Origin of the sequence: Streptomyces sp. SAI-127 (genome assembly GCF_029894425.1) — a bacterium.
In the GTDB taxonomy this organism is placed as follows: Bacteria; Actinomycetota; Actinomycetes; order Streptomycetales; family Streptomycetaceae; genus Streptomyces.
This window is the reverse complement of record NZ_JARXYJ010000001.1, coordinates 2,242,999-2,266,918: the sequence shown is the minus strand read 5'-3', so window position 1 is coordinate 2,266,918 and position 23,920 is coordinate 2,242,999. Positions and strand designations below refer to the sequence as shown.

General features: G+C 71.3%; 26 protein-coding genes and 2 pseudogenes. 20 read left to right on the top strand and 8 right to left on the bottom strand.

Annotation, left to right across the window (positions count from 1 at the left end; genetic code table 11):
- Positions 1-41: 41 nt before the first annotated feature.
- From M2157_RS10675 to M2157_RS10665, 3 genes are read left to right on the top strand one after another with little or no spacing between them, the layout of a single operon-like run.
- Positions 42-1,754, top strand: a complete 1,713-nt coding sequence (locus M2157_RS10675) for a CocE/NonD family hydrolase (RefSeq protein WP_280868185.1) — start codon at positions 42-44, stop codon at positions 1,752-1,754.
- A 59-nt stretch (positions 1,755-1,813) separates the two neighbouring features.
- Positions 1,814-2,053, top strand: a complete 240-nt coding sequence (locus M2157_RS10670) for a LapA family protein (RefSeq protein ID WP_280861576.1) — start codon at positions 1,814-1,816, stop codon at positions 2,051-2,053.
- A gap of 20 nt (positions 2,054-2,073) precedes the next feature.
- Positions 2,074-2,637, top strand: a complete 564-nt coding sequence (locus tag M2157_RS10665; protein ID WP_280861575.1) for a GNAT family protein — start codon at positions 2,074-2,076, stop codon at positions 2,635-2,637.
- Here M2157_RS10665 and M2157_RS10660 read toward each other — a convergent pair.
- Complete coding sequence (locus M2157_RS10660; protein ID WP_266509988.1) at positions 2,609-2,956, bottom strand: DUF6204 family protein; 348 nt, start codon at positions 2,954-2,956, stop codon at positions 2,609-2,611. The genes M2157_RS10665 and M2157_RS10660 overlap by 29 nt on opposite strands.
- A gap of 59 nt (positions 2,957-3,015) precedes the next feature.
- On the opposite strand from M2157_RS10660, the pseudogene M2157_RS10655 reads away from it, so the two are divergent.
- Positions 3,016-3,965: pseudogene (locus M2157_RS10655) on the top strand (arginase family protein).
- 159 nt (positions 3,966-4,124) lie between these two features.
- Here M2157_RS10655 and M2157_RS10650 read toward each other — a convergent pair.
- Entirely contained in the window at positions 4,125-4,475 is a 351-nt protein-coding gene (locus M2157_RS10650) for a VOC family protein (RefSeq protein WP_280863737.1), read from the bottom strand.
- Between the two features lie 126 nt (positions 4,476-4,601).
- On the opposite strand from M2157_RS10650, the gene M2157_RS10645 reads away from it, so the two are divergent.
- Both M2157_RS10645 and M2157_RS10640 read left to right on the top strand, forming a co-directional pair.
- The gene (locus tag M2157_RS10645; RefSeq protein ID WP_280865108.1) at positions 4,602-5,099 is read left to right on the top strand and encodes a phage holin family protein; all 498 of its coding nucleotides are present in this window, start codon (positions 4,602-4,604) and stop codon (positions 5,097-5,099) included.
- A 32-nt stretch (positions 5,100-5,131) separates the two neighbouring features.
- Positions 5,132-6,139, top strand: coding sequence for an SDR family oxidoreductase (locus M2157_RS10640; RefSeq protein WP_280861573.1), 1,008 nt, complete (start codon positions 5,132-5,134; stop codon positions 6,137-6,139).
- Between the two features lie 41 nt (positions 6,140-6,180).
- Here the strand turns inward: M2157_RS10640 and M2157_RS10635 are convergent, their stop codons facing one another.
- Together M2157_RS10635 and M2157_RS10630 are read right to left on the bottom strand one after the other, a co-directional pair.
- Entirely contained in the window at positions 6,181-7,272 is a 1,092-nt protein-coding gene (locus M2157_RS10635) for an enolase C-terminal domain-like protein (protein WP_280861572.1), read from the bottom strand.
- 3 nt (positions 7,273-7,275) lie between these two features.
- The gene (locus M2157_RS10630; RefSeq protein ID WP_280861571.1) at positions 7,276-8,235 is read right to left on the bottom strand and encodes an LLM class F420-dependent oxidoreductase; all 960 of its coding nucleotides are present in this window, start codon (positions 8,233-8,235) and stop codon (positions 7,276-7,278) included.
- Positions 8,236-8,372: 137 nt separating this feature from the next.
- Here M2157_RS10630 and M2157_RS10625 point away from each other — a divergent pair, with 137 nt between their 5' ends.
- The 13 genes and pseudogenes from M2157_RS10625 (at position 8,373) to M2157_RS10565 (ending at position 18,385) form a co-directional block, all read left to right on the top strand.
- Positions 8,373-10,307, top strand: a complete 1,935-nt coding sequence (locus M2157_RS10625) for an NAD(P)/FAD-dependent oxidoreductase (RefSeq protein ID WP_280865107.1) — start codon at positions 8,373-8,375, stop codon at positions 10,305-10,307.
- Complete coding sequence (locus M2157_RS10620; RefSeq protein WP_280865106.1) at positions 10,304-12,151, top strand: transketolase; 1,848 nt, start codon at positions 10,304-10,306, stop codon at positions 12,149-12,151. Before M2157_RS10625 ends, M2157_RS10620 begins: the two co-directional genes overlap by 4 nt.
- Complete coding sequence (gene ligD / locus M2157_RS10615) at positions 12,148-13,080, top strand: non-homologous end-joining DNA ligase (protein WP_280865105.1); 933 nt, start codon at positions 12,148-12,150, stop codon at positions 13,078-13,080. The genes M2157_RS10620 and ligD overlap by 4 nt, the downstream gene beginning before the upstream one ends.
- A 44-nt stretch (positions 13,081-13,124) precedes the next feature.
- Positions 13,125-13,493 (top strand): gas vesicle protein, encoded by a 369-nt coding sequence (locus M2157_RS10610; RefSeq protein ID WP_280861567.1) that lies wholly within the window; start codon positions 13,125-13,127, stop codon positions 13,491-13,493.
- Between the two features lie 58 nt (positions 13,494-13,551).
- The gene (locus M2157_RS10605) at positions 13,552-13,977 is read left to right on the top strand and encodes a gas vesicle structural protein GvpA (protein ID WP_280861566.1); all 426 of its coding nucleotides are present in this window, start codon (positions 13,552-13,554) and stop codon (positions 13,975-13,977) included.
- Positions 13,974-14,744, top strand: coding sequence for a GvpL/GvpF family gas vesicle protein (locus tag M2157_RS10600; protein ID WP_280861565.1), 771 nt, complete (start codon positions 13,974-13,976; stop codon positions 14,742-14,744). Before M2157_RS10605 ends, M2157_RS10600 begins: the two co-directional genes overlap by 4 nt.
- Positions 14,745-14,751: 7 nt before the next feature.
- Positions 14,752-15,015 carry a gas vesicle protein GvpG gene (locus M2157_RS10595; protein ID WP_280861564.1) on the top strand — a complete coding sequence of 88 codons (264 nt, stop codon included), beginning with the start codon at positions 14,752-14,754 and terminating at the stop codon, positions 15,013-15,015.
- Positions 15,012-15,710 (top strand): DNA primase, encoded by a 699-nt coding sequence (locus M2157_RS10590; RefSeq protein ID WP_280861563.1) that lies wholly within the window; start codon positions 15,012-15,014, stop codon positions 15,708-15,710. The genes M2157_RS10595 and M2157_RS10590 overlap by 4 nt, the downstream gene beginning before the upstream one ends.
- Positions 15,710-16,816, top strand: a complete 1,107-nt coding sequence (locus tag M2157_RS10585; RefSeq protein ID WP_280861562.1) for an SRPBCC family protein — start codon at positions 15,710-15,712, stop codon at positions 16,814-16,816. Before M2157_RS10590 ends, M2157_RS10585 begins: the two co-directional genes overlap by 1 nt.
- On the top strand, positions 16,813-17,151 hold the full coding sequence (locus M2157_RS10580; RefSeq protein ID WP_057608233.1) for a gas vesicle protein: 339 nt from the start codon (positions 16,813-16,815) through the stop codon (positions 17,149-17,151). The genes M2157_RS10585 and M2157_RS10580 overlap by 4 nt, the downstream gene beginning before the upstream one ends.
- A pseudogene (locus M2157_RS10575) lies at positions 17,148-17,919 on the top strand (GvpL/GvpF family gas vesicle protein). Before M2157_RS10580 ends, M2157_RS10575 begins: the two are co-directional and overlap by 4 nt.
- Positions 17,916-18,104 (top strand): gas vesicle protein, encoded by a 189-nt coding sequence (locus M2157_RS10570; RefSeq protein ID WP_007385868.1) that lies wholly within the window; start codon positions 17,916-17,918, stop codon positions 18,102-18,104. The pseudogene M2157_RS10575 and the gene M2157_RS10570 overlap by 4 nt, the downstream one beginning before the upstream one ends.
- The gene (locus tag M2157_RS10565; protein ID WP_266391822.1) at positions 18,101-18,385 is read left to right on the top strand and encodes a gas vesicle protein K; all 285 of its coding nucleotides are present in this window, start codon (positions 18,101-18,103) and stop codon (positions 18,383-18,385) included. The genes M2157_RS10570 and M2157_RS10565 overlap by 4 nt, the downstream gene beginning before the upstream one ends.
- 13 nt (positions 18,386-18,398) lie before the next feature.
- Here M2157_RS10565 and M2157_RS10560 read toward each other — a convergent pair whose 3' ends face one another.
- From M2157_RS10560 to M2157_RS10550, 3 genes are all read right to left on the bottom strand, one after another.
- Entirely contained in the window at positions 18,399-18,569 is a 171-nt protein-coding gene (locus tag M2157_RS10560) for a hypothetical protein (protein ID WP_057608401.1), read from the bottom strand.
- Between the two features lie 42 nt (positions 18,570-18,611).
- The gene (locus M2157_RS10555) at positions 18,612-19,433 is read right to left on the bottom strand and encodes a methyltransferase domain-containing protein (RefSeq protein ID WP_280865104.1); all 822 of its coding nucleotides are present in this window, start codon (positions 19,431-19,433) and stop codon (positions 18,612-18,614) included.
- A gap of 100 nt (positions 19,434-19,533) precedes the next feature.
- Complete coding sequence (locus M2157_RS10550) at positions 19,534-21,021, bottom strand: bifunctional phosphatase PAP2/diacylglycerol kinase family protein (RefSeq protein WP_280865103.1); 1,488 nt, start codon at positions 21,019-21,021, stop codon at positions 19,534-19,536.
- A gap of 113 nt (positions 21,022-21,134) precedes the next feature.
- Here M2157_RS10550 and M2157_RS10545 point away from each other — a divergent pair, with 113 nt between their 5' ends.
- Positions 21,135-22,757: an ATP-binding cassette domain-containing protein gene (locus tag M2157_RS10545; RefSeq protein ID WP_266510033.1), complete on the top strand. Its 1,623-nt coding sequence runs from the start codon at positions 21,135-21,137 to the stop codon at positions 22,755-22,757.
- A 30-nt stretch (positions 22,758-22,787) separates the two neighbouring features.
- On the opposite strand, the gene M2157_RS10540 is transcribed toward M2157_RS10545, so the two are convergent.
- Positions 22,788-23,891: a Vms1/Ankzf1 family peptidyl-tRNA hydrolase gene (locus M2157_RS10540; protein ID WP_280861557.1), complete on the bottom strand. Its 1,104-nt coding sequence runs from the start codon at positions 23,889-23,891 to the stop codon at positions 22,788-22,790.
- Positions 23,892-23,920 lie beyond the last annotated feature (29 nt).

Genomic DNA, 23,920 nt, shown 5'->3' with positions numbered 1-23,920 from the left:
TGTTCCGTCGTGTGCTCGGGCATTCCGTCCCGCTCGCTCTCCTGCTCGGCGCCACGCTCACCACCCCCGCCCCCGCGACCGGCCAATACACCGTCAGCGCGCTGAAGTTCACGGTCCGGGCCGGCGGCCGCACCTGCACGATCGACGCCGACCTGTACCGCCCCTCTGGCTCGGGGCGGGCGCCCGCCGTGCTCACCACCAACGGCTTCGGCGGCAGCAAGTCCGACGGGTCCACGGACGCCACCGCCAGGGCCTTCGCCCAGCGCGGTTATGTCTCGCTCGCCTGGTCGGGGCTCGGCTTCGGCAGGTCCGGCTGTCTGATCTCCCTCGACGATCCGCGCATCGACGGGACGGCCGCCTCGGCGCTGATCGACTTCCTGGGCGGGAAGCGTGCCGCCGACGACGGGACCCGGGCCGACTTCGTCACCCTCGACGGCCCGGGCGACCCGCGGGTCGGCATGATCGGAGGCTCCTACGGGGGCGCGATCCAGCTGGCGACCGCCGCCGTGGACCATCGGGTGGACGCGCTCGTGCCGATGATCACCTGGAACGACCTGGCGTACGCACTGGCCCCCAACAACGCGACGCGCGGCGGCAGCATCCCCGGTGCCTTCAAGTGGCAGTGGGCCAACGGCTTCTACCTCATCGGCGAGAGCCAGCCGCTGACCGAGGTGAACCTCGACCCGTCCCGGATCAACTCCCTCGGCTGTCTGCACTTCGTGACCGAGGCCTGCGACACCGTCCGTACGCTCAACTCCGGGAGCTTCCCGGCGGCCCGCACGGCCGAGCTGCTCGACTACTCGCGCAGTGTGTCGCCGGTGTCGTACCTGAGCCGCGTCAAGGCCCCCACCCTGCTCGTCCAGGGGCAGGCCGACAGTCTCTTCAATCTCAACGAGGCGACGGCGACGTACAAGACGCTCAAGGCGCAGGGCACGACCGCCAGGATGATCTGGCAGTCCGGGGGGCACAGCGGCGGGATCACCGATCCGGCGGCCGGTGAACTCAACCTCGTCCAGGGCAACCTGGAGACCAGCTACGTGGGCCGGCGGATCCTCGCCTGGTTCGACCGGTACCTGCACGGGCAGCGGAACGTCGACACGGGCCCGGCCTTCGCCTACTACCGCGACTGGATCACCGACCCGAACGGCACCTACGCCACCGCCGACCGCCTGCCCGCGCTCAGCCAAAGGCTCTACCTCTCCGGGGACGGCAAGCTCGTCGACAACAGCAGGAAGGTGGCGTGGGGCAGCCGGTCGTACAGCAACCGGCTTGTTCCCACGAGCCATTCGGAGAGTTCGCTGCACGGTGTCATCGGCCTCCCGGACCCGGCGCCGTACGACACCGCGGGCACCTACGCCGACTGGACCAGTGCGCCGCTGCCCCGGGCCCTCGACGTCGTCGGCGCCCCGAAGGTCACCCTCGAGGTGCACTCCGCGAAGGCCGAGCGGACGCAGGACTCGGGCGACGCCGCCGACAAGCTGGTGCTGTTCGCCAAGATCTACGACATCGCTCCGGACGGCACGAAGACGCTCGCCCACCGGCTGGTCGCCCCGGTCCGGGTGCCCGACGTGACGAAGCCGTTCACGGTGACCCTGCCGGGGGTCGTCCACCGCTACGAGCAGGGGCACCGGCTCCAGTTCGTCATCGCGGCGAGCGACGACGCCTACTTCGGGAACCGGGGGATCAAGCCGGTGACCGTGGTGAGCGCGCCCGGGCGGGCCGGGGTGCTGGAGCTGCCCGTCGCGGGACGGTGAGTCACCCGGAGGGCAGCTCTCACCGTGCGTGACCAAGGCTTCGGGCTCACCCTGGTCGCATGAGCCCGAAGACCTCCGCAGGCGGCACCACCAAGGGCAGGAGCGGGGCGGTGACGCCCGCCAGGGCGGTCGTCCTGCTGCTGGCCGTCCTCGCCCTGACCTTCATCTTCGAGAACACCCGGGCGACGAGGATCCGACTGCTGGTCCCCGAGGTGACGATGCCCCTGTGGACGGCTCTGCTCGCCACCGCCCTCATCGGCGCCCTGTGCGGGGCGTACTTCATGAAACGCCGCAGTTAGGGTCGCCGTAGGCTGGCGCAATGCCGCACACCACGTCCCGCTATCTCGCCGAAGGCCCCCGCGTGGGCATACGCCACTTCACCTACGAGGACGGCGCCGAGTTCACCGCCCGGGCCCGGGAGAGCAAAGAACTCCACCAGCCGTGGCTGTTCCCGCCCGACAGCGAGAGCGCTTATCTCGCCTACGCCGGCCGGCTGATCGAGGACCGGACCAAAGCGGGGTTCCTGGTCTGCGAGAAGGACGGCGAGCGGGGCGACGGGGCCATCGCCGGGTACATCAACATCAACAACATCGTCGAGGGCGGCTTCCAGTGCGGGGCCCTCGGCTACGGCGCCTTCGCGCACGCCGCCGGGCGCGGGCTGATGCGCGAGGGGCTGAACCTCGTGGTCGACCACGCCTTCGGCCCGATGCGGCTGCACCGCCTCGAGATCAACGCGCAGCCCCGGAACGCCGCTTCCCTCGCCCTCGCCCGAAGCTGCGGGTTCCGGCTCGAAGGCTTCTCACCGAAGATGATCTACATCGACGGGGACTGGCGGGACCACGAGCGCTGGGCCATCACCGCCGAGATGCGGGCTTCCGGTTGATCTTCATGGTGTCGAGGTCCGTGACCGTCGACTTCAGGTCCCGGAAGCCGTAACCGAGATCCCGCAGCGTGCCCTCGGCGCGGTCCTCCGCGATCGCCCCCGCCATCTCCTCGCCGTCCGCCGCGTCCGAGACCACCACGTACCGCATCGAGAAGTGCTTCAGCGGCGCCGGCTCGTACGACAGCGAGCCCTCCTCGGTGAACCGCATGCTCGCCATGCCGTGCTCCGCCGCCTCGGCGAGCAGCCGGGCGCGGGCCTCGTCGGTGAGCCCGTCCCAGGTTCCGCGCACGATCACCCGGTAGGTGTGCTGCTCACTCACTGTCGCTCCCTCGTCAATCTCCGCGGACGGTCGACTGTACGTCGGCGAGGATGATCCGCATGCGGAATATCGTCGTGCTGGACGCCCCCTCCAACCTCGGCCTGCGCCCGCCCGCCCCCGGCACCGTGCCCGGCCGCCACAAGCTCGCCGGCGCTCTGCGTGAGCAGCGGATCGTGCTGGGGGTCCCCCCACGCCTTTGAGGCAGTGGGGGAGGCTGCACGCCCTGGAAGGCGGGGTGGTGGTGCCGCCGCGCTACGACCGCGGGGACTGGCAGGAGGGGGACGGCGTCTTCAACGCCGCCGCGATCGCCTCGTACACCGTCAGGCTCGCCGACCGCATCGAGGGCCATGTACGCGCCGGGGATCTCCCCGTCGTCCTCGGCGGCGACTGCTCCATCCAGCTCGGCGCCTCGCTCGCCCTGCGCCGTGTCGGACGCTACGGCCTGGCCGCGATCGACGCCTCGCCGGACTTCCGGCACACCGGCAACTCCGACCGGATCGGCGCGGCGGGCGGCGAGGAGGTCGCGCCGGCCACCGGGCGCGGGCAGGAGGACCTGACGAACCTGGAGGGCCTGCGGCCCTATCTGCGGGACGAGGACGCGCGGTTCTTCGGGATCCGTGACGAGTTCGAGGAGGACCGGGCCGAACTCGCCGCCCTGAAGATCCCGGTCGTGACCTTCGGCGACCTCCGGGAGTGGGGCGCCGACGCCCTCGCCCGGGCCACCGCCCAGGCCTTCGAGATCCCCGAGATCGACGGCTTCTGGGTACACCTGGACGCCGACGTCCTCGACCCGTCCGTCATGCCCGCCGTCGACAGCCCCGACCCGGAGGGACTGCTGCCCGGCGAACTCACCTCGCTGCTGCGGCCGTTGCTCGCCTCCCCCTCCTGTGCCGGCCTCAACATCACCATCTACGACCCTGATCTGGACCCCGAGGGCACGGCCGGCGCGCTGCTCACCGACATCGTCGTGGACGCCTTAACGACCTGGTCAGGTGGGTACGGCCAGTAACTGCAGGGAGGCCCCGGACCATCATCGAGGGCTTCGAGGTCGCCGATCCGCGGGAGGGCGTCGAGGCGATCGGTGAGCTGTGGAGCCGTGTCAGCGACGAAGCGCTGCCGCCGCTCCACGACTTCCGGATGCGGTCCGAGACGTAGGGATCCGGTCCCTCTAGCTCACGTTGCGGTCCACGTACTCGTACACCACGCCGTCCGGATGCATCGCGATCAGGTTGCGGCCCACGGGCGTCGGCACGGGACCGGCGATGACGCGGGCGCCCAGCTCGCTGAGCAGTTGGTTGGCCTCGTCGACGTCCTTCACCGCGATGGTCGCCGCGACCTTGCGCAGTACCTCCAGCTCGGCCTCGGGACCGCTCATCAGCAGGAAGCAGCCCACCGCGGCCACCTGGACGCCGCCGCGCTCGAAACGGAGAGCCTTGGCGCCCGCCAGCCGTTCGTAGAAGACGACCGCGGCCTCCAGGTCGTCGACACAGACACGCAGCGTGGTTCCCAGAATGTCCATGCGGACGAGCCTAATTGCGGCGGCCGGGCCGCGGAGATCGTTTCACGCGATCCTCCCGACCCGACCGCCCGCACCGCACAGATGACCCCGGCGTTATGCGCACGCCTGTGCGGGTACCCGGCGGCCATGGAGCGCTTGGATCACCTGGAGCATCTGGACAAGCATCTGGTCGACGAGCTGGCGCAGGTGGCGCGCGAGACCGTACGGGACGAGCTGCGCGAGCAGACGCGCAAGCAGCGCCGTACGGCCATGCTGTACGCCGCGTCCGGTGCCGTCGCGCTGTACGCGGGAGCGGCCCTGGCACTGGCCGTGGGCCTCGCCCTCGCTCTCGGGCTGCCCGACTGGGCCGCCGCGCTGATCACCGCCGCGATCCTGGGGGCCGTGGCCTATGTGCTGCGCGGTGCCGCCAGGCCCGCCGGATCCCGGCCCACGGCCGGGGAGACGGTGGCCGGAAAGGGCGGGGCCGCCGACGCAACCGCACCGGTGGCCGCGCCGCCGAGCGGGCTCGGGACGCCGTATCCGCCCATGCCGCCGGTCGCCCCCGGGGCACCGGGCACCCCGGAACCGGCCGCGGCGCCGCGGCAGGACGACATCGATCCCGAGCAGCCGCACCACCGGGCGTGACGCGTGGTGCGCGACGCACGGAAGGAACGGGCGTGAAGCGCGGCAAGGTCGTCGTGGTGACCGGGGCCAGCGGCGGTGTGGGACGGGCCACGGCCCGGGCCTTCGCCGAACGCGGGGCCCGGGTCGCCCTGTTGGCCCGGGGCCGCGAGGGCCTCGCGGCAGCCGCCGACGAGGTGCAGCAGGTGGGCGGTGAGGCGCTCGTCGTGAGCGTCGACATGGCCGACTCCAAGGCGGTCGACGACGCGGCCCAGCAGGTCGTGGATGCCTTCGGGCACCTCGACGTCTGGGTCAACAACGCCTTCTCCGGGGTCTTCGCGAGGTTCACGGAGATCACGCCGGACGAGTTCCGGCGGGTGACCGAAGTGACGTACCTGGGCTATGTGTTCGGCACCCGGGCCGCCCTCCACCACATGCTGCCACGGGACCGCGGGTCCATCGTGCAGGTGGGATCCGCGCTGGCCTACCGGGGCATTCCGCTGCAGTCGGCGTACTGCGGAGCCAAGCACGCCATCCAGGGCTTCAACGAGTCCCTGCGGTGCGAGCTGCTCCACACGCGCAGCGGAGTCCGTACGACGATGGTGCAGCTGCCGGGCGTCAACACCCCCCAGTTCGACTGGGTGTTGAACCGGATGCCGGGGCGGGCACGTCCCGTGGCGCCGGTGTATCAGCCGGAGGTCGCCGCTCGCGCGATCGTGCACGCGGCCTTCCACGCGCGGCGGCGGGAGTACTGGGTCGGCGGGTCCACGGTGGCCACGCTCATCGCCAACGCGGTCGCGCCGGGGGCGCTGGACCGCTACCTCGCCCGCACCAACGTCGAGGCACAGCAGGAAGAGGGGGAGCACGGCGGTCCCGGGAACCTGTGGGTGCCCGCGGACGGGCCGCACGGGCGGGACTTCGGGGCGCACGGGCGGTTCGACGAGGAGGCTGTGTCCTCCAGCCCGCAGGACTGGCTGTCCCGGAACCGGGGACGCATGCTCGTGGCCGCCGCTGCCGGTGGGCTGGGCGCCGCGGTGACCGCCGGGTTGCGGCGTCGGGCCTGAGCCCCGACGCGGGCCGGTCGTGCGGTGGGGGGTCGCGGGGTTCAGGCCACCCGGTACTCCTCCACCTCGTCCGTGCGCAGCGTGAGGCCGTGTCCCACTCCCGCCACCGGGCGGACCGTGCCGCCCGTCGGGTCCAGTGCCCCGTCGAAGAACATGTCCTCGATGCGGACGTGGTCGTGGAACCACTCCAGGTGCCGGATGTTGGGGATCGCGGCGGCCGCCGCAGCGTGCGCGTGCGGGGCGCAGTGGGTGGAGATCTCCAGGCCGTGGGACTGGGCCAGGGCAGCCGCGCGCAGGAACTCCGTGATGCCGCCGCAGCGGGTCACGTCCACCTGGAGACAGTCCACCGCGCCGGCTGTGATCATGCGGGCGAAGTACGGGAGGTCGTAGCCGTACTCACCGGCCGTGACATCGCAGACCAGGGCGTCGCGGACCAGGCGCAGACCGGTCAGGTCGTCGGAGGACACCGGCTCCTCGAACCAGCCGACGCCGTGCTCCACCAGGGCGTTGCCCACCCGGATCGCCTGCTTGCGGGTGTACGCGCCGTTCGCGTCGACGTACAACTCCGCGTCCGGGCCGATGACTTCGCGGGCCGTGCGGACCCGCGACAGATCGCGGGAGACCGCGCGCCCCCAGCTCTCGCCGATCTTCACCTTGACGCGGGGAATGCCCTGACCGTGCACCCAGCCGTTGAGCTGCGCGGCCAGATGCGTGTCGTGGTACGTCGTGAAGCCGCCGCTGCCGTAGACGGGAACGCGTTCGCGGGCGACGCCGAGCAGGCGTGCCAGCGGGAGTTCCAGGAGGCGGGCCTTCAGGTCCCACAGGGCGATGTCGAGGGCCGAGATCGCGCAGCCCGCGATGCCGGGGCGGCCCGCGTTGCGGACCGAACGGCACATCGCCTCGTGCAGCGCCGGGATGTCCAGCGCGCTGCGGCCCTCGACCAGCGGGGCGAGCTGCTCGGTGAGGAAGTCACCGACCGCGGCCGGGCCGTAGGTCCAGCCCGTGCCGGTCTCGTCACCCGTCGTCACCTCGACGATCACCATGGTCGTGGTGTCCCAGGACAGCGTGCCGTCGGCCTCGGGGGCGTCGGTCGGCACCGTGTACACCGAGACGACCGGCCTGAGGAGTTTCATCGTTCACCCCTGCTGGAGCTGGGGCAGCACCTTCGTACGGTAGAAGTCGAAGAAGCCGCGCTGGTCGGGTCCGATCTGGTTGACGTAGACGCGGTCGAAGCCCGCGTCGGCGAACGCGCTCAGCGTGGCGATGTGCTCGTCCACGTCGTCCCCGCACACCGCCTTCTCGCGCACCATCTCCTCGGTGACCAGCGGCTCCAGCTGCTCGAAATGGCTCGGTGAGGGCAGGATCTGGGCCATCTCGCCGGGCAGGAACTGGTTGAACCACAGCTTGCGGACCGTACGGACGCACTCGTCCCGGTCGACGCCGTAGCAGACCTTGGTACCGCCGATGACCGGCTTCCCGGCCCCGCCGCCCTTGCGGAACTGCTCGACCATCGACTCGTCGGGCGTCATCGTGATGTAGCCGTCGCCGACCCGGGACGCGAGCGCCGTGGCCGTCGGGCCGAAGCCGGAGATGTCGATGGGGACCGGCTCGTCGGGGATCGTGTAGAGGCGGGCGTTCTCCACCGTGTAGTGCGTGCCGTGGTGGTTGACCTCCTCGCCCGTGAAGAGGCGCCGCATCACCTGGATCGACTCCTCCAGCATCTCCAGCCGGATGTGCGCGGGCGGCCAGACATGGCCGAGGACGTGCTCGTTGAGGGCCTCCCCGGAGCCGACGCCGAGGCGGAAGCGGCCGTTCGTCATCACGGCCGAGGTCGCCGCGGCCTGCGCCACCACAGCGGGATGGATCCGCACGGTCGGGCAGGTCACGGCCGTCTCGATCGGAAGGGACACCGCCTCCGAGAGCGCGCCGATCACCGACCAGACGAAGGGGCTCTGGCCCTGCGCGTCGTTCCACGGGTGGTAGTGGTCGGAGATCCACAGCGAGCTGAAGCCCGCCTGCTCCGCCATCCGCGCCTGTTCGACCAGCTCCGCGGGACCGAACTCCTCGCACGACAGGAAATAGCCGTATTCGGGCATGGGGTACCTCCGTCGGCTCCATGACTAGGTGGCTTCGTCCGAGTACCCGGCGGCCCGTACGGAAACCGGCGTTTGGGCGCCCTGGCCAGGGGGACGCGGAAGGCTCCCGAGGTACGCGACAGCCCCGGAGGCGAACCGTGAGTCGACCCCGCATCGTGATCGTCGGTGCCGGCTTCGCCGGGTACCGGACGGCCAAGGAACTGTCCCGAAAGGCCCGCGGCAAGGCCGACATCACCCTGCTGAACCCGACCGACTACTTCCTGTATCTGCCCCTGCTGCCCCAGGTCGCCGCCGGGATCCTGGAACCCCGGCGGGTGACCGTCTCCCTCTCCGACACCCTGCCCCGGGTGCGGCTGGTGCTCGGCGAGGCCGACGGCATCGACCTGGACGCACGCACCGTCCACTACACCGACCCGGAGGGCGCAGGCGGCACGCTCGGCTACGACCGGCTGGTGCTGGCCGCGGGCAGCGTCAACAAGCTGCTGCCCATCCCCGGGGTCGCCGAGCACGCGCACGGCTTCCGCGGTCTGCCCGAGGCGCTGTACCTGCGCGACCACGTGACCCGGCAGGTGGAACTCGCCGCGGCCGCCGACGATGCCGCGACCTGCGCCGCCCGGTGCACCTTCGTCGTCGTCGGCGCGGGCTACACGGGCACCGAGGTCGCCGCGCACGGACAGCTGTTCACCGACGCGCAGGTGCGCAGGCATCCGCTGCGGAAGGGCATGCGGCCGCGCTGGCTCCTCCTGGACATCGCGGAGCGGGTCCTGCCCGAGCTCGACGTGCATCTCTCCCGCACCGCCGACCGCACGCTCAGGGAACGGGGTGTGGAGGTGCGGATGGGCACCTCCGTGAAGGAGGCCACGCCGGACGGAGTGCTGTTGACCGACGGCGAGTTCGTCGAGACACGGTCGCTGGTGTGGTGCGTGGGCGTACGGCCCGATCCGCTCGCCGAATCACTCGGGCTGCCCATGGAGCGCGGCCGGCTGCTCGTCGATCCGAACCTGCAAGTACCGGGGCGGCCCGAGGTGTTCGCGTGCGGCGACGCGGCCGCGGTGCCCGATCTGGAGAATCCGGGGCAGTTCACGCCGATGACGGCGCAGCACGCCTGGCGGCAGGGACGTACGGCGGCCCTCAATATCGCCGCCTCCCTGGGAGCCGGTGTGCGCCGCCCCTACGAACACCGGGACCTCGGCTTCGTCGTGGACCTCGGCGGAGTGAAGGCCGCCGCGAATCCGCTGGGCGTGCCGCTGTCCGGCTTCGCGGCCGGTGCCGTCACCCGCGGCTACCACCTCGCCGCGATGCCGGGCAACCGCGTCCGGGTCGCCGCCGACTGGCTGCTGGACACCGTACTCCCGCGCCAGGCCGTCCAGTTGGGCCTCGTACGGTCCTGGTCGGTACCGCTGGACACGGCCTCGCCGGAGCTGGCACGGGTCCCGGGACGACCGCGGGCCCGCCAGGAGGCCGACGCACGCTCCGGACCCGGGGCCGCGACGGAGCAGGAGACGAGGCCGGGGCGGAGGGCGACCGAGCCGGCCGCGCCCGCGGTGGAGCAGGCCGAGCCGGGGGTGGCCGCGGTGGAGCCGACCGAGGTGGCGAGCGCGGGCGAGGCGGTGATCTCGGAGGCGAAGGCACGCGAGGCGGCCGAGCAGGAGTTGCCTGAGTGGCGGGGGCCTGAGCAGGAGTCGCCGGTGCGGTGGGGCCCGGCGCCGAATGCGCCCGAGCGGACGGCACCTGAGCAGGACCCGCCTCAGCCGTTGGCGCCTGAACGGGATGCGCTTGAACGGCAGGTGTCCGAGCAGGAGTTGCTTGAACGGCGGGGGCCCGAGCGGAATGCGCCTGAGCAGGAGTCGCCGGAGCGGCAGGCGCGAGAACAGAAGTCGCCTGAGCAGAAGGCGCCCGAGCCAGCCAAGAACCAGCCCGGCGGTGAACCGGCGAAGACCCAGCCCGCCCCCGAGCCCGCCAAGAACCAGCCCAGTCCCAAGCCCGCCAAACCCCAACCCGACGGTGAGCCGGCTCAAGCCCCCGGCCCCGTCAAGCGCACCGACGCGGACCCCGCAGAAGGAGACTCATGAACACCGGTGAACTCGTCGAACTCGGCCAGCAGTTGCGCGTGGACAGTGTGCGCGCCGCAGATGCCGCGGGCTCCGGGCACCCGACCTCCTCGATGTCCGCCGCGGACCTGATGGCCGTACTCCTCGCGAACCACTTCCGCTACGACTTCGACCGCCCCGAACACCCCGGAAACGACCGCTTCGTGCTGTCCAAGGGCCACGCCTCGCCGCTGCTGTACTCCGCGTACAAGGCGGCCGGCGCCGTGGACGACGAGGAGCTGCTGAGCTTCCGCAAGCTCGGCAGCCGCCTCGAAGGACACCCGACGCCGCGCAAGCTGCCCTGGGTCGAGACGGCGACCGGATCGCTGGGTCAGGGACTGCCGGTGGGCGTCGGCATCGCGCTGTCCGGGAAGCGGCTGGACCGCACCGGCTACCGCGTGTGGGTGCTGTGCGGCGACAGCGAACTCGCCGAGGGTTCGGTCTGGGAGGCCGCCGAACACGCCGGTCACGAACACCTCGACAACCTCACCGCGATCGTCGACGTCAACCGGCTCGGCCAGCGCGGCCCCACCCGGCACGGCCACGACCTGGACGCCTACGCCCGCCGCTTCCAGGCCTTCGGCTGGCACACGGTCGAGGTCGATGGCCACGACGTGGACGCCGTCGACCGCGCGTACGGCGAGGCGGAGTCCACCAAGGGCCAGCCCACTGCGATCCTCGCCCGCACCCTCAAGGGCAAGGGCGTCGCCGACGTCGAGGACCGCGAGGGGCTGCACGGGAAGCCGCTGAAGAACGCCGACGACGCCATCGAGGAGCTCGGCGGCGTGCGCGACCTCCGGGTCCAGGTGCACGAGCCGCCGGCCGCCCGCATGCTGCACGCCGTCCGCTCCGGGCACCTGGAACTGCCCCGATGGGACACCGGTGACGAAGTGGCGACCCGGAACGCCTACGGGCAGGCCCTCACCGCCCTCGGCACCGGACGCGGTGACGTCGTCGCCCTCGACGGCGAGGTCGGTGACTCCACCCGCTCCGAGTTCTTCGCCAAGGAACACCCCGACCGCTACTTCGAGTGCTACATCGCCGAGCAGCAGATGGTCGCGGCCGCCGTGGGACTCGCCGCGCGCGGCTGGGTGCCGTACGCCGCCACCTTCGCGGCCTTCCTCACGCGCGCCTACGACTTCGTGCGCATGGCCTCCATCAGCGGGGCCGGCATCAACCTGGTCGGCTCGCACGCGGGCGTGGCCATCGGGCAGGACGGGCCCAGCCAGATGGGCCTGGAGGACCTGGCGATGATGCGGGCGGTGCACGGCTCGACCGTGCTGTACCCGTGCGACGCCAACCAGACCGCCCACCTGGTCGCCGAGATGGCGGGCCTGGACGGCATCCGCTATCTGCGCACGGGTCGCGGCGAGAGCCCGGTGATCTACGGCCCCGACGAGGACTTCCCGATCGGTGGCAGCAAGGTGCTGCGCTTCTCCCAGAGCGACCGGCTGACGGTCGTCGCCGCGGGCGTCACCGTGCACGAGGCGCTGAAGGCCGCCGAGGCGCTGGACCAGGAGGGCATCCGCGTCCGGGTCGTCGACCTGTACTCGGTCAAGCCCGTCGACCGCGCCACCCTGCGGCAGGCCGCCGAGGACACCGGCTGCCTGCTGACCGTGGAGGACCACCGCGAGGAGGGCGGTCTCGGCGACGCCGTCCTCGACGCCTTCGCCGACGGCCGGCCGGTACCGCGCCTGGTGCGCCTGGCCGTCCGTACGATGCCGGGCTCGGCCTCGCCCGAGGAGCAGCTGCACGCCGCGGGCATCGACGCCGAGTCGATCGCGGCCGCCGGCCGGCTGCTGGTGGAGCAGGCGATCGTGCCATGACCGGGGACGACGTGCGGACCGTACGGGCGGGGAAGCTCACCGTCCAGGTGCACCGGCCGGACAAGGTGCTCTTCCCCGGCGGCGACGGCGCCAAGGAGTACACCAAGGGCGATCTCGTCGAATACCACCGGTCCGTGGCGCCCTTCATGCTGCCGCACCTGCGGGGCCGTCCGCTGATGCTGGAACGGCATCCGGACGGTGTCACCGGCCCCCGTTTCATGCAGAAGAACACCCCGGACTCCTACCCGGAGTGGATCGGCCGCGTCGAGGTGCCGAAGGAGGGCGGCACCGTCTGCCACACCGTCTGTGACGACACCGCCACCCTCCTGTACCTCGCCGACCAGGCCTCCCTCACCCTGCACCGCTGGCTGTCCCGGGTCGGGAGTGTGGAGCAGCCCGACCGGATGGTCTTCGACCTCGACCCGGCCGGGGACGACGACTTCGCCCTGGTGCGCGAGGCGGCCTGGCTGCTCGGGGAACTCCTCGACGAGCTGAACCTGCCCTCGGCGCTGATGACCACCGGCTCGCGCGGGCTGCACGTCATCGTGCCGCTCAACGGCCGGCACGACTTCGACGAGGTCCGTCAGTTCGCCAAGGACGTCGCCGACACCCTGGTCGCCGGCCACCCCGACCGGCTCACCACCGCCGCCCGCAAGAAGGACCGCGGCGACCGCCTCTACCTCGACATACAGCGCAACGCCTACGCGCAGACCGCCGTCACACCCTTCACCGTACGGGCGAAACCCGGCGCTCCCGTGGCCACCCCGATGGCCTGGGACCAGCTGGACGACCCGGGCCTGGACGCCCGCCGCTGGACCATCGCCGACGCGGTCGAACAGGCCCGCACCAACCCGTGGGCCGAGGTCATGGCCAAAAGGCGCGCCCTCGGGCCCGCCCGGCGCAGGTTGAACGCCTTGATGCGCTCTTGAAGGTTTGGCGAAGGAACGAGCGGCCACCCGAGGTGAGAGGTGCCATGTCGAACACAAAAAACTCATCCGAATCACAGGATTCACGCAACTCCCGCAAAGGGAGAGAAGAGGACACGGACGAGAACGTGGCGGAGAACCGGCGGCCCAAGCCCATGGAGGTGCTGCGCAACGCGCGCGCCCAGTTGGCCGAGCTCACCGGCATGACCGCCGAGAACGTGTCGTCCTTCGAACAGACGGAGGGCGGCTGGGCGCTCGAGATCGAGGTCCTCGAGCTGACCCGCGTGCCCGACACGATGAGCCTCATGGCGAGCTACCAGGTCGAACTCGACCCGGAAGGACAGCTCACCGGCTATCGGCGCGTTCGCCGTTACGAACGCGGGCGCTCGGACGCACAAAGGCAGGGCGGCCGCTAGACCGCTCCGCCGCACAGACATCCGTTCACCAGCACACAGAAAAGGAGGCGCGGTCGACATGACCGTTGTCCCGGCACAACAGGGCGGTGGCGGAGGCGGCTCCAGCGGCCTCTACGACGTTCTGGAACTGGTCCTCGACAGGGGTCTCGTCATCGACGCGTTCGTACGGGTCTCCCTGGTCGGCATCGAAATCCTGAAGATCGACGTCCGGGTCGTCGTGGCCAGCGTGGACACCTATCTGCGCTTCGCCGAAGCGTGCAACCGGCTGGACCTGGAGGCCGGGCCGCGCAAGGACCCCGGCCTGCCCGACCTGGTCGGCGAGATCACCGAGTCCGGCGCCCGCGGCAAGTCCAAGGGAGCGCTCTCCGGTGCCGCCGAGACCATCTCCGGTGCTTTCAAGCAGGCCCGTGAGGAGGGCCAGACGGAGTCCAGGCCGCGAGCCCGCAAGACGACGTCCGCGCGCCGGAAGGAGGAAGAGGAGTGAGCACGTATGTGTACGGCATCACTGCCGCCTCCCACCCCGCGCTGCCCGAGGGCCTGGGAGGGGTCGGCGACCCCGCGCTTCCGGTACGGGTGCTGACGGAGGGCGATCTGGCGGCCATCGTCAGTGACTCCCCCGAAGGCCTGCGCCCCAAGCGCCGTGACCTCCTCGCGCACCAGAACGTCCTGAGCGAGGCGGGCGCGGGCGGCTGCATCCTGCCCATGCGGTTCGGCAGCGTGGCGCCCGACGACGGCACCGTCACCGGGGTGCTCGCGGAACGCCAGGAGCACTACAAGGAGCGCCTGCGGACCCTCGACGGCAAGGTCGAGTACAACGTCAAGGCCACGCACGACGAAGAGGCCGTACTGCACCGAGTGATGTCCGACAACCCGGAGATCCGCGCCGTGACCGAGGCCAACCGGAAGGCGGGCGGCGGCAGTTACGACGAGCGTCTCCGGCTCGGCGAGATGGTCGTGGCCGCGGTCAAGGCCCGCGAGGCCGAGGACGCCGGCGAGGTGCAGCGCGCCCTGGAACCGGTCGCCGACGCGATCAGCGTGGGCCCCGAGTCCTCCGGCTGGCTCGCCAACGTGTCCTTCCTCGTGGAGCGCGACGCGGCGGCGTCCTTCCTGGAGACGGTGGACCAGCTGCGCAAGGACCATCCGCACCTCGACCTGCGGGTCAACGGCCCGCTGCCGCCGTACAGCTTCGTCGACCCGGGCCCGGCCGAACCCGCGGGCACCAAGGTCGGCATCGACCACGCGGAGGAGTGAGGCGGCCATGGGTCTCATCGGAGAGGTGCTGCTGCTGCCGTTCGCCCCGGTACGCGGCAGTGCCTGGGTGATCAGACAGGTGCTGAACGAAGCCGAGCGCCTCTACTACGACCCGGCCACGGTCCGGGCCGAACTCGCCCAGCTCGAGGAGCGACTCGAGGCGGGCGAGATCGACGAGGAGGAATTCGACCGACAGGAGGACGAGCTCCTCGAACGACTGGAGATCGGCCTGCGCGGTGGCGCGGGGACTGGCGACGGGACGACACGATGAACCGAGTGGGAATGGGCCTCGCGATAGGGGCCGGATACGTCCTCGGACGTACGAAGAAACTGAAATTCGCGTTCGCCGTCGGCACCCTCGTGGCCGGCAAGCGGATGCACCTGAGCCCGAAGGCCGTGGCTGACCTGGTCTCCCAGCAACTGCTGAAGAACCCGCAGTTCAAGGAGATAGGCGACACGCTCCGCGAGGACCTGCGAGGCGTCGGCAAGGCGGCCTCGGGTGCCATGGTGGAGCGGCAGATCGACGCGATCGCCGACCGGCTGCACGGCCGTACCGCCGAGGTCCGCGACCAGCTCTCGGGCGTGGTGCCGGAGGTGCCGGGCCTCTCCGAGGACGAGGAGTCCGAGGGCGACGAGGAGCCCCGCGAGGAGGAGACTGGGGACACGGAGGCCGAGGCGGACGAGGAGCCCTCGGACGAGCGCGAGGACGACGAGGCGGACGAGGCCGGGGACGAGCAGGACGAGGCTCCGGCCGCGGCGAAGAGGACCGCCAGGAAGGCCCCCGCCAAGAAGACCGCGCAGAAGGCGCCGGGCCGGAAGCCGCCCGCGAAGAAGACGGCGCAGAGCCAGGGCCGTACTGCCGGCAAGAAGACCACGGCGAAGAAGACGGCCGCCAGGAAGGCGACCGCGGGCGGCGGGGCCGGCCGAGGCGCCCGGGCCCGGCTGCCGAAGGGAGGCGGTGAGTGATGACCGAGACGCTCGGATCCGCCGGCAAGGCGACTGACAAGGCGAAGAACAACCCGCTCACCGACGTGGCCCACAGTGAGGCCGCCGACCGGCTCAAGGCCGAGCTGCAGGAGTACGTCTCCGCGCAGGCCCAGCGCATGCTGGTCGGCGTCGGCCGCAAGCTGGGCGAGACCACCGGCAAGCTGAACGACATCGCCGAGGGCAACAGCCCCGGCTTCGCCAAGCTCGCCCTCGACGGCGGCCGCAAGCTCGCCCAGGGCAAGGGACCGCTGCGCTCCGCGCTGGAGGTCGGAGCCACCCGCGCGAAGGACAACGTGGTCGGCGCGCTGAAGAACCTCGGCGGCGGCAAGGGCAAGGGCAAGGGCAAGGGCCGCGCGGGCCAGAAGCCCACGGTGATCATCGAGTTCATCGACGTCGGCGTGCCGCTGCGCACCGCCTACGACCAGTGGACCCAGTACCAGGACTTCTCCACCTTCGCGAAGGGCGTCAAGAGCGCGAGCCGCGCCGACGACACCCACACCGACTGGCAGATGAAGATCTTCTGGTCCAGTCGCGGCTGGAAGGCGACCACCACCGACCAGACCCCCGACGAGCGGATCCAGTGGACGTCGGAGGGCGCCAAGGGCACGACCAAGGGCGTCGTCTCCTTCCACAAGCTCGCCGACAACCTCACCCGCGTCCTGCTGGTGATCGAGTACTACCCCCAGGGCCTGTTCGAGAAGACCGGCAACATCTGGCGCGCCCAGGGCCGCCGGGCCCGGCTGGACCTCAAGCACTTCGCCCGCTTCATCACCCTCAAGGGAGAGGCGGAGGACGGCTGGCGCGGCGAGATCGAGGACGGCGAGGTCGTCAAGAGCCACGAGGACGCGGTGGCGGAGGAGGAAGAGGCCGAGGGCACCGAGGAAGAGGAAGAAGAGGAAGGCCCGTACGCCGAGGACGAGACCGAGGACGAGGGCGAGCCCGAGGACGAGTACGAGGAGTACGACGAGGAAGACGAGGAGGAGCCCGAGGAGGAGGCCGAGGCCGAGGCACCCGCGGACGAGGAAGACGTGCCCGAGGAAGAGGAAGAGGAATACGAGCACGCCGAGGGCGGGAGCCGACGATGAGCATGCCCAGCCGGCTCCCGGATCCCTACGGCCAGGGGAGCGGTGCCAACCTGGCCGACATCCTGGAGCGCGTGCTGGACAAAGGCATCGTCATCGCGGGAGACATCCGCATCAACCTTCTCGACATCGAGCTGCTCACGATCAAACTGCGGCTCATCGTCGCCTCGGTCGACAAGGCCAAGGAGATGGGCATCGACTGGTGGGAGGACGACCCGGCGTTGTCCACCCGCGCCCGCCGTGACGAACTGACCCGGGAGAACGCCGAGTTGCGCGAGCGGCTCGCGCGCCTGGAGGAGCTGGAGCCCAGCCGCCGTGCCGAGGAGGAGAGTTCATGACCGGACTGCGGTACGTGTACGCCGTCTGCCGGCCCTTCGGCACCCCGCTGCAGGCCCAGCTGGCCGGGGTTGCCGGTGACCCGCCCAGACTGCTGCACCACCACGGCCTGGTGGCCGTCGTCAGTCATGTGCCGGAGCGGGACTTCGCCGAGGAGCCGCTCCGCAGGCATCTGGAGGACCTGGACTGGCTGACCACGACCGTGCGCGCGCACCAGAGCGTGATCGACGCGCTCACCGTCGTCACCACCCCGCTGCCGCTCCGGCTCGGCACCGTCTTCCGTTGACGACAGCGGCGTGCGGGTGATGATCGAGGCACGCGAGGAAGGCTTCCGACGCACCCTCGACCGGCTTCAGGGCCGGGTGGAGTGGGGCGTCAAGGTGTACGTCGAGACGGAGTCCCCGGCCCGTGCGGAGACCACCGAGACGCCGGACAAGCCGGTCTCGGGCCGGGACTATCTCCGGCAGCGGCGCCAGCGGGTGCGTTCGCACGAGGACAGGTGGCAGCAGGCGGAGGCCTTCGCGACCCGGCTGCACGAAAAGCTTTCCGCGTACGCCGAGAACGCACGGCTGCACGCCCCGCAGAACCCCACGCTTTCCGGGGCCTCAGGACAGAATGTTCTGAATGCCGCCTATCTTGTACCGCGCAGCGAGTCCGAGGAATTCGTGGAATTGGTGGACCGGACGAAGGACGACGTCCCGGGAATGCGTGTGGAACTCACAGGGCCCTGGGCGGCCTATTCCTTCGCGGGGGAGGAACAGCAGCCGTGACCGTCATCGAACGCCGGGAGGTGGCCCTCGTCGACCTGCTCGACCGGCTGCTGGCCGGCGGGGTCGTCATCACGGGGGACATCACGCTGCGCATCGCGGACGTCGACCTCGTCCGCATCGACCTGAACGCGCTGATCAGCTCGGTCAACGCTCAAGTCCCCTCACCATGGGAGGAGTTGCTGTGACGACCCGACGCAACCGGCTGGACCTGGAGCCCGACACGGTCGAGCGTGACCTGGTCAAGCTCGTGCTGACCGTCGTGGAGCTGCTGCGGCAGCTCATGGAGCGCCAGGCGCTGCGCCGGTTCGACGAGGGCGACCTGAGCGAGGAGCAGGAGGAGCGGATCGGGCTCACCCTGATGCTCCTCGACGACCGCATGACCGAACTGCGCGAGCGGTACGGACTGCGGCCCGAGGACCTGAACCTGGACCTCGGGCCGCTGGGACCGTTGCTTCCCCGGGAATGAATTCCCGGGAATGTCACCACCTGTACCAACGACCCCTGCTTCCGGCCGATGTCGTCCCACGCATCAGGAACCCCAGCAACCACAGCACGAGCACAGCCAGTGCGATCCACCAGAGAATCTTCAGTGCGAATCCGGCACCGAAAAGAATCAGCACCAGAAGCAGCACGAGCAGGATGGCAATCATAATGTGAACCTCCTGCATTCTGAGTTTCCCGGAATCTGCGTTTCAGACTTCCTTTCGGCACAGAATCTCTCCGTGCAGCACACAGAACCACCCGTCGTCCTTCGTGCCCCAGTCCCGCCAGGCCTCCGAGACTGCCCGCAGCCGCTCCGCGGTGGCGTGGCCGCCCTCGGTGGCCCGCTGCGCGTAGGTCGAGGCCACCGTGCGGTCCGCCCACAGCCCGCTCCACCACTCCCGCTCCTCGGCGGTGGAGTAGGTCCAGGTGCCGGAGCTCGCCGTGATGTCCGTCAGGCCCGCCCGCAGCGCCCAGGACTTCAGCCGCCGCCCGGCGTCCGGCTCACCGCCGTTGGCCCGGGCCACCCGGCGGTACAGGTCCAGCCAGTCGTCCAGCCCCTCGGAGGCCGGGTACCAGGTCATGGCCGCGTAGTCCGAGTCGCGTACCGCGATGAGTCCGCCCGGCCTGGTGACCCGCTTCATCTCGCGCAGCGCCCGCACCGGGTCCCCGACGTGCTGCAGCACCTGGTGGGCGTGGACCACGCAGAAGGTGTCGTCCTCGAAGTCCAGGGCGTGCACGTCCGCGACCGCGAAGTCGACGTTCGTCAGATGCCGCTCGGCGGCCGTGGCGCGGGCCTGGTCCAGGATGCCGGGCGCGTGGTCGACGCCGGTGACATGTCCGTCCGGGACCAGGGCCGCCAGGTCGGCGGTGATCGTGCCGGGCCCGCAGCCGATGTCCAGGATCTTCATGTGGGGCTTCAGTGAACCGAGCAGGTAGGCGGCCGAGTTGGTGGCGGTGCGCCAGGTGTGCGAGCGCAGCACGGACTCGTGGTGGCCGTGCGTGTAGACGGCGGTCTCCCGCGGTTTCGACATGGCTGATCTCCCCTTCTCGACAACTGCGTCGGTACTCGGAACCGTACGCCCGCATGTCGAATGGTGAGACCTGCGTATTGCCATGTGGACTGACGGGTGATCAGTTCCTGGGGAGCGGGCGGTACACGGTGAGTGCCTCCGGCAGCTTCTCCAGCGTCACCTCGCCCTCCACCTCGGTCACCTCACCGTCGTAGGCGAGGAGCGTGCCCGGCGCGACACCCGACAGGTGCAGCCGCCCCACCTGGACCGCCGCATGGGCGGGGGAGCGGGTCAGGGGACCCGCCACCGCGGCGGCGAGCAGACGCAGCGCGGGCCGGCGTCCGCCGTGCACGACCCGCACGTCGAACTGTCCGTCGGCGAGGTCGGTGCGGCGGCCCGGGGTGAGCCCCATCCGGTGGTAGGTGCCGTTGCCGACGAACAGCAGCCACAGCGGCCTGGTCCGGCCCCGGAACCCGGCCTCCAGCGGATGCCGGTCGGCCCGCAGCACCCGCAGCGCCCCGACCACCCCGGCAGGCCAGCCGCCGATCCGGCGCGACCAGCGCTCCCGCTCGCGCACCAGCTCCGGATACACGCCCAGGCTGCACGCGTTGACGAAGACACCCTCGCGGCCGTCGCCGCTGAACCGGCCCGCGTCCACGCGCACGGCCTCGCCCTGCCGGACGGCCCGGGTCAGGTCCCGCGCCCCCTCCACGCCGAGGTCGTAGGCGAAGTGGTTCAGGGTGCCGCCGGGCAGTACCGCGAGCGGCACGCCATGGCGCAGGGCGATCTCGGCGGCCGCGTTGACCGTGCCGTCGCCGCCGCACACGCCGAGCACCGTGGCGCGGGCCGCCGCCTTCTCCAACTCGGCCCGCACGTCCGTCGGTTCGCACTCGACGATCTCGGCCAGCGGCAGCCCGTCGTGCAGGGCGCGCACCCGCTCGGCGGTGCCCGACGCGGTGTTCGCCACCATCACCAGACCCTCGCCGTCCGGCAGCGCCGGCACCTGCGCGCGGGGCCGGGCCGGCGGCACGACCTGGGCGCGCGTCGGCACCAGGCCCCGTACGGCGAACGCGGCGCCCGCGCCCAGCGCCGCGCCGGCCAGGACGTCGCTCGGGAAGTGCACACCGGTGTAGACGCGGGAGAGCGCGACCGACCAGGCGATCGGGGCCACCGCGGCTCCCCAGGTCGGGGACTCCAGCGCGACACCGGTCGCGAAGGCCGCCGCCGACGCGGAGTGGCCGGAGGGGAACGAGGTCGTGATCGGCTGCCGCTTCAGCTGCCGGACCAGGGGGACCGGGTCCAGGACGGGGCGGGTGCGGCGGACCGAGCGCTTGCCGAGCGTGTTGATGGTCAGGGAGGCGAGGGTCAGGGAGGCCAGGCCCCGGGCTGCCGCGCGGCGGGAGCGCGGGGTGCGGCTCGCGGCCATCGCGGCGGCGGTGGCGAACCAGAGCACGCCGTGGTTCGCGCTTCTGCTCAGCCGGGGGAGGACCGGCTCGGCCGCGGGCCAGTTCCGGCCGGCCGCGAACTCGAAGAGACGGGAGTCCAGGGCGAGGAGGCGGTCGCGCAGGGGGCCGGGGCGGCGGGCGGTGAGGTCTACGTCTGGGCTCATGGTGGGTCGGGTACCCGCAACCGGCGGGCATGCGCCACGCCCCTGCACCCCTTGCCCGGTACCAAGCCATAAGCGTTTGCCCAGGTGGTGTCCTCGCATCGACAATGCGCCCCATGGGACATCTGGAAGCAGCGCACCTCGAGTACTACCTCCCCGACGGGAGGGCGCTGCTCGGCGACGTGTCCTTCCGGGTGGGGGAAGGGGCCGTCGTGGCCCTCGTCGGGCCCAACGGCGCCGGCAAGACCACCCTGCTGCGGCTGATCTCCGGCGAGCTGAAACCGCACGGCGGGACGGTCACCGTGAGTGGCGGCCTCGGGGTGATGCGCCAGTTCGTGGGGTCCGTACGGGACGAGACGACCGTACGGGACCTGCTCGTGTCGGTCGCGCCGCCGCGGATCAGGGAGGCCGCGCAGGCCGTCGACCGGGCCGAGCACCTGATCATGACCGTCGACGACGAGGCCGCCCAGCTGAAGTACGCGCAGGCCCTCTCCGACTGGGCCGAGGTGCGCGGGTACGAGTCCGAGACGCTCTGGGACATGTGCACCATGGCCGCGCTCGGGGTGCCGTACGACAAGGCGCAGTTCCGGCAGGTGCGGACCCTGTCCGGCGGTGAGCAGAAGCGGCTGGTGCTGGAGGCGCTGCTGCGCGGCACGGACCAGGTGCTGCTGCTCGACGAGCCGGACAACTACCTCGACGTGCCCGGCAAGCGCTGGCTGGAGGAGCGGCTGAAGGAGACCCGCAAGACGGTCCTCTTCGTCTCCCACGACCGGGAGCTGCTCTCCCGGGCCGCCGAGAAGATCGTGTCGGTGGAGCCCTCGCCCGCCGGGGCGGACGCCTGGGTGCACGGCGGCGGTTTCGCCACGTACCACGAGGCGCGGCGCGAACGCTTCGCCCGTTTCGAGGAGTTGCGCCGACGCTGGGACGAGAAGCACGCGCAGCTCAAGAAGCTGGTGCTGAATCTCCGTCAGGCGGCCAGCATCAGCCACGAGTTGGCTTCCCGCTACCAGGCGGCCCAGACCCGGCTGCGCAAGTTCGAGGAGGCCGGCCCGCCGCCCGAGCCGCCGCGCGAGCAGGACATCAAGATGCGGCTCAAGGGCGGCCGTACCGGTGTAAGGGCCGTCACCTGCACGGGACTTGAACTGACAGGCCTGATGAAGCCCTTCGATCTGGAGGTCTTCTACGGCGAACGCGTCGCCGTCCTCGGCTCCAACGGCTCCGGCAAGTCGCACTTCCTGCGGCTGCTGGCGGGGGACTCCACCGTGGCGCACACGGGGCAGTGGAAGCTCGGGGCGAGGGTCGTGCCCGGGCACTTCGCGCAGACACATGCCCACCCCGAGCTCTTCGGCCGCACCCTTCTCGACATCCTCTGGAAGGAGCACGCCCAGGACCGGGGCGCCGCGATGTCCCGGCTGCGCCGCTACGAGCTGACCGGCCAGGCCGAGCAGGGCTTCGACCGGCTCTCCGGCGGCCAGCAGGCCCGCTTCCAGATCCTCCTCCTGGAGCTCCAGGGCGTCACAGCGCTCCTTTTGGACGAGCCCACGGACAACCTTGACCTGGAGTCCGCGGAGGCCCTCCAGGAGGGCCTGGAGGCCTTCGACGGCACGGTCCTCGCGGTCACCCACGACCGCTGGTTCGCGCGCTCCTTCGACCGGTACCTGGTCTTCGGCTCGGACGGGCGGGTGCGCGAGACGGCGGAGCCGGTGTGGGACGAGCGACGCGTGGAACGGGCCCGGTAACCGCAGGTCACCGGGCCCGTCCCAGGCGTCTCAGGCCCAGCGCAGCAGGGCGCCCAGACCGCCCACCGGGGCCTCGTCACCCGCCGGTGTCACCGAGAGAGCCGGAGCCCCCGTCGCCACCGCCGACCTGATCAGCGCGTCGTCCGCCCGGGCCGACCAGGAGTTCTGTTCGCCGAGGATCTTCAGATCCGTGCGGCGGACCGCCAGCTGGTCCGGGTCCTCCCCGACCCACACCTCGCGGTGCGCGTCCGGCCCGTCCGGGCGGATCAGGAGCTCGTCGATACGGTGCTCGCGCGCCGCCGCGACCAGCGCGGGCACGCCCTCCACGGCTCCGGGCTGCCCGTCGTCGCCCGGTGTGCGGGCCGCGAGGAACCGTTCCAGCTCCCGCTCCGCGCGCTGCCGTACATGCTCGGAACGGGCCTGTTCCACGTCCTCGTCGAGCAGTCGGCTGCCGGCGCCGTGCTCGGCCTCGACGACCCGGTCCTGCAGCCGCTTCGGCAGCCGCTCGTGCACGGACCGCTTCTCCCGCTCGTCACCGACCAGGATCAGCAGGTCGGCGCCGGTCTCCTCCTGGCACACGGCGAGCGCGTCGGCGATCTCGGCCGCGTTGTGCTCCCAGGTGTTCTCCACCCGCAGCTGGAAGTGCCGCTCCGACCAGTCGGAGCTGGTGGTCCGGTGGACGGGCCACTGCTTGCCGGTGACCGACCCGGCGCCCTGCCGGCCGAGCGCCCCGCGCAGCTCGAAGTCGGCGCCCTTGCGGTCGACGTACGCCACCACGCACACCGGGTCCTCGCCGGCCAGCTCCAGCAGCGGCGCGGTGTGCGGCAGCGGGGCCCAGCGGACCAGACTGCCCTCGGGGGACGTGGTCAGCGCCGGGTCCAGGACGACCTCGCCGGCCCGCGCGAAGAGGGCCCGGCCGTGCGGTTCGGACGAGTGCTGCAGTTCCTCGATCGCCTCCCGCACGGCCACGCAGGTCTCCTCGTCGGCCCCCTGCGTGGACAGCTCGCGGGCGACCGCGACCGCCGCGAGATGCCGTTCGTGGAGTGTGTCCTCCGTGGGGCGGGGGGCGTCGACGTACACGGAGGCCCAGGGGCCGGGATGTTCGTAGAGTGGATGCAGAAAGGCGAGATCCATGGGTTCCCTCCCGGATGCCGCTCGGGGGC

Excerpts from the sequence above, each read along its gene's own strand:
- M2157_RS10670 (WP_280861576.1), top strand. The coding sequence starts at position 1,814 with ATGAGCCCGAAGACCTCCGCAGGCGGCACCACCAAGGGCAGGAGCGGG.
- M2157_RS10665 (WP_280861575.1), top strand. The coding sequence starts at position 2,074 with ATGCCGCACACCACGTCCCGCTATCTCGCCGAAGGCCCCCGCGTGGGC.
- M2157_RS10650 (WP_280863737.1), bottom strand. The coding sequence starts at position 4,475 with ATGGACATTCTGGGAACCACGCTGCGTGTCTGTGTCGACGACCTGGAG.
- M2157_RS10645 (WP_280865108.1), top strand. The coding sequence starts at position 4,602 with ATGGAGCGCTTGGATCACCTGGAGCATCTGGACAAGCATCTGGTCGAC.
- M2157_RS10635 (WP_280861572.1), bottom strand. The coding sequence starts at position 7,272 with ATGAAACTCCTCAGGCCGGTCGTCTCGGTGTACACGGTGCCGACCGAC.
- M2157_RS10630 (WP_280861571.1), bottom strand. The coding sequence starts at position 8,235 with ATGCCCGAATACGGCTATTTCCTGTCGTGCGAGGAGTTCGGTCCCGCG.
- M2157_RS10620 (WP_280865106.1), top strand. The coding sequence starts at position 10,304 with ATGAACACCGGTGAACTCGTCGAACTCGGCCAGCAGTTGCGCGTGGAC.
- ligD (WP_280865105.1), top strand. The coding sequence starts at position 12,148 with ATGACCGGGGACGACGTGCGGACCGTACGGGCGGGGAAGCTCACCGTC.
- M2157_RS10610 (WP_280861567.1), top strand. The coding sequence starts at position 13,125 with ATGTCGAACACAAAAAACTCATCCGAATCACAGGATTCACGCAACTCC.
- M2157_RS10605 (WP_280861566.1), top strand. The coding sequence starts at position 13,552 with ATGACCGTTGTCCCGGCACAACAGGGCGGTGGCGGAGGCGGCTCCAGC.
- M2157_RS10595 (WP_280861564.1), top strand. The coding sequence starts at position 14,752 with ATGGGTCTCATCGGAGAGGTGCTGCTGCTGCCGTTCGCCCCGGTACGC.
- M2157_RS10590 (WP_280861563.1), top strand. The coding sequence starts at position 15,012 with ATGAACCGAGTGGGAATGGGCCTCGCGATAGGGGCCGGATACGTCCTC.
- M2157_RS10585 (WP_280861562.1), top strand. The coding sequence starts at position 15,710 with ATGACCGAGACGCTCGGATCCGCCGGCAAGGCGACTGACAAGGCGAAG.
- M2157_RS10580 (WP_057608233.1), top strand. The coding sequence starts at position 16,813 with ATGAGCATGCCCAGCCGGCTCCCGGATCCCTACGGCCAGGGGAGCGGT.
- M2157_RS10560 (WP_057608401.1), bottom strand. The coding sequence starts at position 18,569 with ATGATTGCCATCCTGCTCGTGCTGCTTCTGGTGCTGATTCTTTTCGGT.
- M2157_RS10555 (WP_280865104.1), bottom strand. The coding sequence starts at position 19,433 with ATGTCGAAACCGCGGGAGACCGCCGTCTACACGCACGGCCACCACGAG.
- M2157_RS10550 (WP_280865103.1), bottom strand. The coding sequence starts at position 21,021 with ATGAGCCCAGACGTAGACCTCACCGCCCGCCGCCCCGGCCCCCTGCGC.
- M2157_RS10545 (WP_266510033.1), top strand. The coding sequence starts at position 21,135 with ATGGGACATCTGGAAGCAGCGCACCTCGAGTACTACCTCCCCGACGGG.
- M2157_RS10540 (WP_280861557.1), bottom strand. The coding sequence starts at position 23,891 with ATGGATCTCGCCTTTCTGCATCCACTCTACGAACATCCCGGCCCCTGG.